9 protein-coding genes are annotated in these 11,241 nt (G+C 47.1%); 5 read left to right on the forward strand and 4 right to left on the reverse strand.

Annotated features, from left to right (window positions below):
- Positions 1-704: 704 nt before the first annotated feature.
- From JW881_04630 to JW881_04645, 4 genes are all read left to right on the forward strand, one after another.
- Positions 705-1,013 carry a hypothetical protein gene (locus JW881_04630; GenBank protein ID MBN1696777.1) on the forward strand — a complete coding sequence of 103 codons (309 nt, stop codon included), beginning with the start codon at positions 705-707 and terminating at the stop codon, positions 1,011-1,013.
- A gap of 114 nt (positions 1,014-1,127) precedes the next feature.
- Positions 1,128-1,352 (forward strand): DUF433 domain-containing protein, encoded by a 225-nt coding sequence (locus JW881_04635; protein MBN1696778.1) that lies wholly within the window; start codon positions 1,128-1,130, stop codon positions 1,350-1,352.
- 63 nt (positions 1,353-1,415) lie between these two features.
- Positions 1,416-1,883, forward strand: a complete 468-nt coding sequence (locus tag JW881_04640) for a hypothetical protein (GenBank protein MBN1696779.1) — start codon at positions 1,416-1,418, stop codon at positions 1,881-1,883.
- A 58-nt stretch (positions 1,884-1,941) separates the two neighbouring features.
- Positions 1,942-3,825: a glycoside hydrolase family 127 protein gene (locus JW881_04645; GenBank protein ID MBN1696780.1), complete on the forward strand. Its 1,884-nt coding sequence runs from the start codon at positions 1,942-1,944 to the stop codon at positions 3,823-3,825.
- Between the two features lie 17 nt (positions 3,826-3,842).
- Here the strand turns inward: JW881_04645 and JW881_04650 are convergent, their stop codons facing one another.
- Positions 3,843-5,111: a hypothetical protein gene (locus JW881_04650; GenBank protein ID MBN1696781.1), complete on the reverse strand. Its 1,269-nt coding sequence runs from the start codon at positions 5,109-5,111 to the stop codon at positions 3,843-3,845.
- A gap of 119 nt (positions 5,112-5,230) precedes the next feature.
- Between JW881_04650 and JW881_04655 the strand changes: the two genes are divergently transcribed.
- Complete coding sequence (locus tag JW881_04655; GenBank protein MBN1696782.1) at positions 5,231-6,661, forward strand: hypothetical protein; 1,431 nt, start codon at positions 5,231-5,233, stop codon at positions 6,659-6,661.
- Between the two features lie 62 nt (positions 6,662-6,723).
- Here JW881_04655 and JW881_04660 read toward each other — a convergent pair whose 3' ends face one another.
- The 3 genes from JW881_04660 to JW881_04670 form a co-directional block, all read right to left on the reverse strand.
- Entirely contained in the window at positions 6,724-8,934 is a 2,211-nt protein-coding gene (locus tag JW881_04660) for a tetratricopeptide repeat protein (GenBank protein ID MBN1696783.1), read from the reverse strand.
- 257 nt (positions 8,935-9,191) lie between these two features.
- Positions 9,192-9,569, reverse strand: coding sequence for a response regulator (locus JW881_04665; GenBank protein MBN1696784.1), 378 nt, complete (start codon positions 9,567-9,569; stop codon positions 9,192-9,194).
- A gap of 590 nt (positions 9,570-10,159) precedes the next feature.
- Positions 10,160-11,086, reverse strand: coding sequence for a hypothetical protein (locus JW881_04670; GenBank protein MBN1696785.1), 927 nt, complete (start codon positions 11,084-11,086; stop codon positions 10,160-10,162).
- Positions 11,087-11,241 lie beyond the last annotated feature (155 nt).

The following is an 11,241-nucleotide window of genomic DNA, read 5'->3' on the forward strand; positions in this document are numbered from 1 at the left end:
ATTTATGCGTTAACACGAAGGGTTCCGGGTAACCCGGAGCGCGAAGGCCCCGAAGGATATTTGTGTTGAAATTTATGCTTGAAATGATAGAATAATAGTCAAAATAGTTGACGGGTGAATTCATTTGTTTTATCCAACGGTTATTGTAAAAATTAAACTAAGGCAAAACTCTATAAAATAAGGTTTATATGAAAAAATATTGAGAATTATTCATATTGTTATTGATTTTATGGTAATATTTCTGTTGGTTAGGGTAGACGCTTATTGTATTAGGGAGTACGTGTAATATTTTAAAACCTAACAGTAAATAATTGTAAGGATATGATGATAACAATTGATGAAATAGCAAAAGCTGATATAAATTCTTTAAGCCAGCACACCAAAAACGAAGCCTTCTATAAAGGAACTGAAGCAATATTGAAATTTATATCAAACATGATAATACGGGTAATGAAATAAAAAAATACAATGCTTTTCCAGATATCGAAAAATATTATAAAGCTAGAAAATTAGTTTATTTCTGCAAGAAAAATGCGGGTAATATAAATATTGATGATTCTCAACAAAAGGATTTTATTGAAAAACAAGAGAAAAGCAATAAAATAGTTGATACAGTAATTAAGCTTTATGGAAACGATAAATCTGGTAAACCTGAAAAACCCATTCATTGGACAGGACTAAATATAGCTGATAGAATTCGTAATATGGAAATAGAAATAGTAGAATTATATTATAGATCATATCATATCCTGAGCTGGTATATTCATTCAGGTGCAACCGGCTATATAGGATTAAATGAAGAACAAATTGAAAGAAGTTTTGGTTATTGCCATAGTATTGCACAGCACGTGTTTTTATTAGCTGTTGATAATATTTGTAAGAAAATGAGAATTGATAAGGCTATTAATTCCTTTTCATCTATTATTGAAGATTTAAAGCGTTATCCTGGAAAAGTCATTGTAGAAGAGCAAATAAAATTGTTAGAATCTTCGAAAAACAGCCAGGAAAGATAAAAGAAACATTTGAGCTTGTAGTGTCCTTAAAATTGGCAGTGGAAAATCTAACGTCTTCTATGTACTGTTTGACAATTCATCAATATTACATTATCATAAAGTCAAGAGGTTTTTATGGAATACAGGAATAATGTCGTCGTTGATCACGGGATCATGCTTGGTGAACCGGCAATTATTGGAACCGGAATTACAGTAGAAATCATTCTTAAAATACTGTCCGAAGGAATGAGTATTGATGAATTGCTTTTGGTATACCCCGATTTAACGAAAAACGATGTTTTAGCGGCACTCTCATACTCGGCCGATGTCATTTCCAGGGAGGAAATGATTGGGGTTTAGAATTCTTGCCGATGAAAGCGTCGAATTTCGTATAGTCTCTTTTCTTAGAGAAAATAATTTATCATGAACCTTGTTGAAATAGCCAAAGCCGTATTAATGGCCGTCCCGCTTGTCTTGACCTTCGCTTTTTCGGTAAAAATGAAAAAGGTACATATCCCCAGGCTGTTTATGGGCAGGGTAAAGGTGGCGGAAATAAAACATGTTTTTTCCGTCAAACATCTCCTCGTTCAAATAGCCGTTTTTATCGCTTATTTCGCTTTTGTTTTTCGGAAAATCGATATACTCGTTCTTCCCGCCATGGCGGCCGCGTTGTTGTTGTCGTTCTGGTTCGGCATTATCGAGACATACGTGTATGCGTCGTTTTACCGCGTGCAAATGGGAATCAGAAAACCGGGATTTTTTTCAAAAATAATCGCCGGCAATAAAACGGCGTTATTGAAGGTGACCGGAAACGACTATGTCCTGTATTTTTTCAGTTTTTTTACCGGTTTTTCCACGAGTCTGATAAGCTTCTATTTTTTCATCCGGTAGGAAGATGTCTCCGCGCCCGCTTGCATATGAACCGCCGCCCGTGTATGATTGAAGACCGATGGATCTAACGGAACGCCTTGCCCCCGTCGGTCTCGACGATGTCGTAATCGAGGACCCCTTCTGGTCGCCGAAGATCGACCGCACAATCGAAACCCTTCTCTCACAGTACGAAAAGCTCGAAGCGTACGGTACCATCGGTAACTTCAGGATAGCCGCCGGGATCGAGGAGGGAAGCTTCAGAGGCCCGTGTTTTATGGATTCGGACGCCTACAAATGGCTCGAAGCGGTCTCGTATACCTTTTACCGCCGCCGCGACAGCGAACTCGAAGAAAAAGCCGGTTACTTAGTCGGACTGATCAGGGGGGCGCAGGCGGATGACGGGTATATCGATACATACATCACGATCAACGGCCGCCTGCGGTATACGGATCTCGAATCGGTCCATGAGTTGTACTGCGCCGGTCACCTGATCGAGGCGGCCGTCGCGCACTTCTCGGCTACTTCGAAACGGGACCTGCTCGAAGTCGGCATCAAGGCGGCGGACAACATCTACCGCCATTTTATCGAAGGCGGCCGTGCCGGTGTACCGGGGCACGAGGAGATCGAGCTGGCCCTGGTCAGATTGTACCGATTGACAGGTGACGGACGGTATTTCGAATTGGCGAGGGTTTTCATCGACATTCGCGGTACGGAAGAGGTTTCCTTCACCCGGTGCCCGGACGATACGGGAAAACAGAAGGATCGACATGCATGCGGCCAGCGGTATTTTCAGAACCATGTCCCGATTACCGCATTGACCGAAGTGACGGGGCACGCGGTCCGCGCCCTGTACTACAACTGCGGCGTCACGGATGTGTATCTGGAAACAGGTGACGAAAAATACGGAGGACCGCTCGGGGCGATGTGGGAGAATATGGTGACGAAGCGGATGCATATTACCGGGGGTGTGGGCTCACTGATAAACGGGGAATCCTTCGGGGCGGATTACGAGCTTCCGAACGAACACACCTATAACGAAACCTGCGCCCAGATTGCGAGTATATTCTGGAACCACCGGATGGCTCAGACCGGCGCGGATTCCCGCTACCACGACATAGTCGAATTGACTCTCTATAACGGCTTTCTATCGGGAATATCCCTTGACGGGAAGAAATATTTTTATCCGAACCCGTTGAAATCGAGCGGCCGCCATGAACGCTCCGAATGGTTCCAGTGTGCCTGCTGCCCCCCGAACATGGCAAGGCTTTTTGCATCACTGGGCCAATATATCTACGGCACCTCGCGCGGCACGATTTTTGTCAACCAGTTTATCGGGGGAAGGGCTTCCATCCGGCTGCCCGGTACCGGGACGGTCGGGCTGCTGCAGGAGGGCGAGTACCCGCGCTATGGCGAAGTCCGGTTCACCGTCGGTATCTCCCATCCGGCCGCCTTTACCATCGCCTTGAGAAAACCCGCCTGGCTTGAAAAGTATACCATCGAGATAAACGGGAAGCGGCACCTGAATTTTCAGGTTGAAAAGGGGTATATATCCATTATGAGGGAGTGGAAGGATAAGGACACGATCGCCTTTGTCATGGCGATAAGGCCCGTTCTCATGTCGTGCCACCGCAGGGTCACCGGGAACGCCCATCATTGCGCCGTTGCCTTCGGGCCGTTCGTTTACTGCCTCGAACAGATCGATAATCCGGGCGCGGATCTGTTCGATATCCGTATCGATCCCGATGATATCCGGTTCGGCATTGACGATGAAAAGAGTCTGTCGGACGGAATCCCGGCGATTTCCTTTAATGCCCGCATCGATACGGGCGATACTCCACTCTACTACGCCTTGAGAAAAATGAACCATACGCATAAAAAGATCAGGGCGCGTGCCGTACCCTATTATGCCTGGAACAACAGGGGAAAGGGAAAAATGCTCGTCTGGATCCCCCTCATCTCGTAACGGCTCACGGGGCGGCGTCACTCCTGTTTCAGATAATAGAGATAACCGGTTGTCTTGTTGTGGTCGTTCCTCGCTTCCACGATAATCCCCCCGCCGCGGGGAAGGATATAGGCGGGGCTCGAGGAGGAAAACTCACTGAATTCTTTGGCAAGATCGACGGTGGAGTGAACGGTGAATGAACCGGTGTCGATGACCAGCACCTTCGATCTCAGATAATAAAGGAGGGTGGATGAGTCGCATATGCCGAATTTCCGGTAGCGGTCGTCCCCCGCGTCCCCGACGGCAAGCTCCCTCTTTTTTTCGCCGGTTTCAAGGTCGGTTTCCCACAGCTTGCCCGACGAGGACGAGACATGATATAAAACGTTACGATCGGGATCGATATCGGCCCAATAAACATGCCGCTGTGTTTGGATCGTCCTTATTTTTCCGTTGTTGAAATCGATGAGAAATCCCTTGGGATGAGTCTTTTCGTCGACATGGCCAAGGTCCGAGTAAGCGGGAAGGAAATAGAGATTGAGGTCGGGATTATAGACGCCCCGGGTATCCCTGCTTCCGAATTCCAGTTTTGCGAGCGCTTTGTTCGACCTCGTGTTGAAAGCGTAAATGCTGCAAATGTCGTTACCCTGATGGATGTACTTACTGTATTTTCCGTCGAGTTCGACCTTGATCTTTTCCTCGGTCTTCTGATAGTAGTACAGCTTTTTTTGTTCATTGTATCCGATGGGATCGATCGATATCGATGAATATTCGTATTCACCCTTTTGCCGCTGGTGTTCCTTTTCCATCAGGAGGACGGCTTTGGTGATAATGTTTCTTTTGAGATTCCAGTGAACCAGGAAGGTCCGCTGGATGTTCCCTTTTTCCAGCAGATAGTAGTTGAGTACCCGTAAAGCTGCTTCTCCGTTTTGCGAATCATAGAAAAAACAGTCTTCGATCCAGTAGTTTTTTCTCTCTTTACCGTTTTTGAGGGTCGATGAAAGCGCGCCGTCATACAGAAGTTTTTTATTGGCTGAAAAGAAGCGTTCGAGCGGGACGTCGATCGTTATTTTCTCGAGGCCGGGGAGTTTGACGCACGTTATCGCGTCTTTGAAATCATTCGAATAAACCGGCTTCAGATATAACATCGTGCCGCGGTCGATCGGATTATCCCAATAGGTCTTTCCGTAGGTGTCTTCTTCGACGAGTTTCGCTCCTTTGACCACCTTCCATTCTTTTTCCCCGCCGTAAACCGTCGACAATCCTATGAGTATGACGAGGATGACGAAAATATTCCCGTATGATCTCATGATTTCCTCCTTGTCAATAAAAAGTATAGTCGATGGAATTTCAGGGTGCAAGGGACGGTGGACCTTTTTAAGGTTTTCCGTGACATATATGGGCCCGATGTTGTATAGTAACGGCTGTGATGAAAGAAACCGGAATACGCCTTTCGTTTTTCTTTTTTATCGGTATCCTGATTGCCGCGGTATTCTTCGGGTGCGGTTCCCGTCCCGATGTTCCCGGCGGTGGCGGTATCGATGAGAGGTGGGTGGAGGATGCCGTTTTCAGGGAGTGCACCTATATCAAAAACTGTTCGTGGACGGAGTACGCCCGCAATTATCCAGGAAACATATCCGGCGGCGAGGCGTACGGATGTCTCAATGTGGTGAGGATTCATGAAAAAGGACCGGATTATGTGCATCCGGGTGAAGCCGGGATCGCCGCCATCGGATTTATGCGCGGGGTAATCGAGCTTTCGAAACGGAATCGTGACATCGGTGAATTCGATCGGGTGCTCCACAAGTTTTTCACTGAATGGTCGTGCGTGAACGCGAAAGGCGGCGCGCAGAATTTCCGCCCCGATGATCCCGATGAAGGGGCGTGGGCTGCAAAGGTATATTATTCGAGATGGGGAGATTTTCAGGGTATATCGGAGTGGAATACACTGCCGACGGCCCAGATGATCATCGCAATGTGGAAGTATCATGAATATCTTTCCGGGCTGGGTGAATCTGTTCGTGATGCGGCATGGCTGGATCTGGCCCGGCCCTCAGTGCAGCGGGCGGCGGACTTCCTCTGCCGTATGGCCGATCCGGTCCACGGGCTTGTTCGATCGAACAGCAGGGCCCCCGACATGTGGATCGGGAACGCTTCCTTTGCCGCCGCCGCTTTACAATGCGCCGCGCGGTGGGCCGGTCTCCGCGGAGAAGAACGATACGGGGAGTGTGCATCGCGGATCGTGGAAGGCATCCGTGAGATGAGGGACAGAGACCGATGGGCATTATATTACAAGGTACGGCGGGCCGAAACCGGGCTGCCGGACTACGACAATTGTATCGATCAACTATGCTTCGTCCCCTTTGAAGCCGATATCCTCGACCCTTCGGACCGGTTTGCCGGAGAAATCAGCGACTGGTGGACCGATCCGGGCCGCGGCGCGGATTTTTCCATGACATGCCGGACCGGCGATCCCCTCGACTGGCGATATTGGGGAACGCACTGGAAACATTATTTTGCCGCGAATGAAGAAAACGAAAGGCTGTATCCGGGGCCCGGGTTTCAGCTTGCGAAAGTCGAGTGGAAGCACGGCAATGCGACCGGCGGGCCGCGCTATACCGAAAGGGCCGCGCGTCGGTTCCGGTTCGGTTACGATAAAAAGTATTCCAATTTATGGTTTGGCTCAGACGGGCGGAATGAAGCGGGCGTGGGAAACGGGATAGTCGACTGGAGAAACGAGAACGATTATGAGAAGACGGCCGGGTCGTGGGAACGGTATATCGATACGAGTTCCTATTTTATCCAGGTAATCGTGATGCTGTGGTACGGCATCGACACCAGATATGTTCCGGATCGTTGACAAACGGTACTATGCCGCCGGGTTTAATGCGGACAAGCTTACTCCTTGAGAGAGATCAGGGGTTATTCGTCTTCGAGATAATTGACCGCGATCGCAAAAAGATCCTCGTCCGAGCCCCTGTTTTCGGAGGAATTTTCAGAGACGATATACGAGTATTGCTCCACTTCCTCCGGATCGTTCTCGCAGGCCTCGGCAAAGAATTCCTCCGCCCGCTTGAATTCCTGAAGCCGATAGTAAACAACCGATATTTTAAGGAGGAGCTTTGTGTACATTCGCGAGGCCCCGTAGGTTTGTCTGTTCATCCCCTCCAGGGCATCGAGGTAGATGGAAAGGGCGTTATCATACATTCCCTGTTGATAGCGGAGATTGCCCATGTTGATTTTCGCGAGTGAATACGACGGTTCGATCCTGAGCGCCTCGGCAAAGGCCTTTTCCGCTTCCCCGAACTGGTTCATTTCCGCGTACACGATACCTAGTTTGTTGTAATCCGCCTTATTGCCGCTTTGCCGCGCCGCGCGCGCGAACTCGGTCTTTATCAGGGCTGTCAATTCCATGAGGTTTGTTTTGACATTTTCGGCTAATGCCGCCGCGTTTCCGAACGAAAAATCGGGGGTTTCCTCTTTCAGGCTTACGGGGCGGAAGATACGTTGTGCATCCCGTGTTCTGTAGAGGTTTCTTTTTTCAGGCGCGTGCTCCCATGTCTGCCACCGTTTTATACCGGCAAACCAGGCATCGAGAAACGAGCCTTTGCCGACCATGGTGACTTCAACGGGAATCCAGACTTCCCCTTCCACGATAATCGAGCGGGATCTGTCGGGATGTACTTTTCTGTAATGCCGTGCCGGTATCGCCGTGTTGATAACGGGAAGAATATGTCCCGGGACGGTAATAAACCCGGTTTCCACACCCTGCGTTTCAAGCAGACTGAGATAGAGAACGGTGAGGTCGTCACAATCTCCCGCGATTGATTTCAGTGTCTGGCGCGGAAGATTGACGGAATCCACGACCAGCGTGTTTCCCTGCGCGGCTTCGAATGGCAGGAGAGGGTCTGTCTGGTAAAGGCACCCTGTTTCCCCGAGACCGGCATACGCCTGGATCGCCGTTTGAATGGCAACGTTGAAGGCGGGAAGCGTGAGGTCTTTTGCGGCTTGTCTGAGGTAGGCGGCATAGGTTTTTATAATCCCGTCCGAAGGGGTGATAAAGGCAGCGACCTTTCTGTTGTCGTCCCATATCAGCGCCGTCTTGTCGTGAAGATCGTACATGACCGCCTCGCGCTGCTCCGATGATTTTCCTTTCGAGTTGTAGGAGACGACGATTTCACCGGTCAGCGGGGTAATCCCTTCGGTTTTAAAAATTTCTTCGTTAAAAGCGCCATAGAATGGAACGCTGACGCTTTCTCCCGCATCTATTTCCCGTATCGAACCGGCCGGCGTCGGGGTATCCATATATCCCGCCTGATAAAAAGAGACCTGAATGTCGGTGATTGAATCGTCGGAAGTATTGGTGATGGTGACTTCGCCGACTGGATGATCTCTGTAATAATGCCGCATTGCCGCGAAAAGCGTGTCGACCCGGATATTGCTGAACCGTATGCTGCGTAACAGCGGCGATATATCCGGGTCTTCGCCAAGCCGGAAATTCAAAGATCCCCCGATGGAAAAGACAAGGCCGTCGAAAAAATCCATATCCAGCAATGAGTGCGTGTAACGAAGTGATGGGCGGATCTCTATACTGAAATTGAAGATGGGGTTGATCGAGGCCGTCGCCCCCGCTTCAATAAAATAATTGTATGTCCCCGATGTCCCTTCATGGAGATCCAGTTGCGGAAAAACGGAGGAAGAGAGGCCGCACAGGAAGTTTGCACCGGCTTCCAGGGTTTTCGAGAACATATGCGTGTATGCGAGTCCGGCACCCGCGTAATAATCGGTATGATCGTATTTATTGTCCCGGCCTTCAAAAAGACTCGTCCTTCCGAAAGTGAGGGTTGTTCCCGTCCGGAAGAGGAGTTTAAGCCTGGGATAAAACGATATGGGAATGGAGAGGTTCGCCGATATGTCCATAATGGTGAAATCGTAATCGTCGATGTATTCCTGCAAAGGAAACATGCCCGTGTATTCGATCCCGAATGAAAACGGAAACCGGTAATAGGAATTATAATCGATAATTGTTTTTTCTTCGCAGACGACACTATAAGGAAGCAGCGCGAGAAGGAGTATGATCAATGAAAACCGGAACGTACGGTATTTTCTTTCTGAATGGTGTATTGACCTCATAATCATATCCTTTGTCATGTGATTGAGGCGGTTTTTAACCCTTGATGTTTCATGGGGCGACTAAAACCGGCGCTATATTCAGTACCTTTCAATATGAAACACTATATACCGGTAGAGCGGGGCTACGGAATATCCTCACCCTGAGGATACCATAGAATTGATTTTTTTTCAACAGGTATTTTTTGAGAAGATTTGATGTTGCTGTGGATATTTTGTATGTAAAAAAGAAACGTCTCGACCGTTTCGAGAAAGCGTGTTCAGGCTGTTCCGTTACCGCCCACGAGTTTCTGGATACAGTCCATTATTTCATCGAATGTATTGGTCGATTTGAGTACATACGCGTTGGCCCCTTTGACAAGGGCTTCCTTTCCCTTTAATTCGTCCGACGAAAGGACGATGATCGGGGTGAACCGGTATGCGTCGTTTCTGCGCAGACACATGATGAACTCGATCCCGTTCATTTCCGGCATATGGATATCGGTGATAATCAGTGAAGGAGGAAAGATGGCGTCGAGTTTTTCAAGGGCGTCTTTCCCGTTCGACGAATCGATGATATGAAACCCTTTTAGTTTCAATGAAAACTTGAGGCATAACCTGGCGGTTTTAGTATCGTCCACAATCATGATCGTCTTCATTTCTAACGCTCCCTCGCATACTCTTTTTCTACGGCACATACAAATTCCTGCCGATGCGGCATACGGTAAACTCCCCTGTTTTTTATTTATACTCGAATAAATTTATGCAAATTGTGTGCCATGCAATGAACGGCGGCAATATTCGATTGATGCATCACGGCTTGACTGCATGAGGCAGGCCATGGACCGCCGGTTGCTTTTGAGCAAGATAATATACGGGAACTTATAAAAATCCGTAAAACGGGCTTTTGGAACCACGAAATATTTCCCTAAGCCCGCAAGGACGCCAAATGTAAAACTATCTTTTTATTTTATAAAGAATTATAATAATCTCTTTATTTTAATCTATTTTCTATATGGTAACATGACATATATACATTAGAAAAAGATAGTCTAGTGGTGCCCTTGTTTTATTGAAAGACATTATTATATGATTGGAAAAAGGCTAAAGCGAACGCTGATTCATTTTTCAGGATCTCCGGTGTTTTCGGAAAGGGGTATTACCGGCATACCGTAAAAATAACAACCGGGGTTGTGGGGCGTCAATAAAAGTTGTATCGGTATATAATATGTTTCACAATGGTAATCGGTCACGACTCCGCGACGCATACCTGTTCTTTATCGCTTTCACACGCGATTTTCAATGCGGCGAATGCTTTCTCGAGCAGCTCGTGCCCGGTCCCGTCCTTTTTCGCTTCCGTAATGCTCGCTTTTATTTTCGAATTAAACACTCGTAGTTTTTTCATGAACAACTGGTTGTTTTCGAGAAGACCGATGAGTCTGTTCGCCTGTGTTCTGGTTTTCTCGAGATTGTTGCCGTTTGAAAGGAGGATCGCTGTTTTGCCGTTGTCGAAAATTCCCAGTATATCCGTTTTACGGATATTTTTTCTCAATATTTCAAAGAAGAGGGTAAAGGTCAGGCTTCGCTTTATTCTGCTTTCAGAGAACGGGGGAATGGTAATGGTAAAGAGGACGATTGAAAATATACCCTCATGCCGTGAAATTTCCTCTATTTTAAAGGAAAGTTTTTCCTCGAACTCGCCTTTGCCCAATATGTCCTTTGTGGTGACTCTGGAAATGAATTTGATGAGAAGCGCAAATAATGTAAATGAAATTTGCTGCATGATGAGTCCCGAAATAATGCTCGGGATAATAAGAAGGGTAAGAACGGGAAGCGAAAGCTTGTTGTCGTTCATGAATCTGTCCGGGGTAATAAAAAAGAGAATGAGGTAGGCGGTAACGATGATGACGAGCATCTGAAGCGGCGGCCGTGACTTGTATTCGTTTTTTATCGCGAAAAAAAATTCCGTCTGAATGAGAAGATTTCCCAAAAAAAGGCCGCAGAATATTCCCGCCCCCACAAGGCTTATCGTTATATCTATTTTTATCTGTAAAAAGATGAAAACAAGAAAGTAGATGTTGGTGAATAAAAATGCAAGAAGCAGGGATACGATGATAATATTGACGATATTTACCGTAATAATGGAAAGGTTTTCCTCTGTCCTGTATTCCGTCATCGCTTCCTTCCTTCCGACTCAAAAACGGCGCGAAGTACCATGTTACCTTGTTCTTTAATGATAGCTTATTGTAAAGTTTCATTTCAAGTAATTTGAAAGAAAAAAATCTGAAATCTCAGTCAGTGATAAATAAGATTATTTATTGATAAATAAGA

The sequence above is a fragment of the Spirochaetales bacterium genome (assembly GCA_016930085.1).
Lineage (GTDB): Bacteria > Spirochaetota > Spirochaetia > SZUA-6 > JAFGRV01 > JAFGHO01.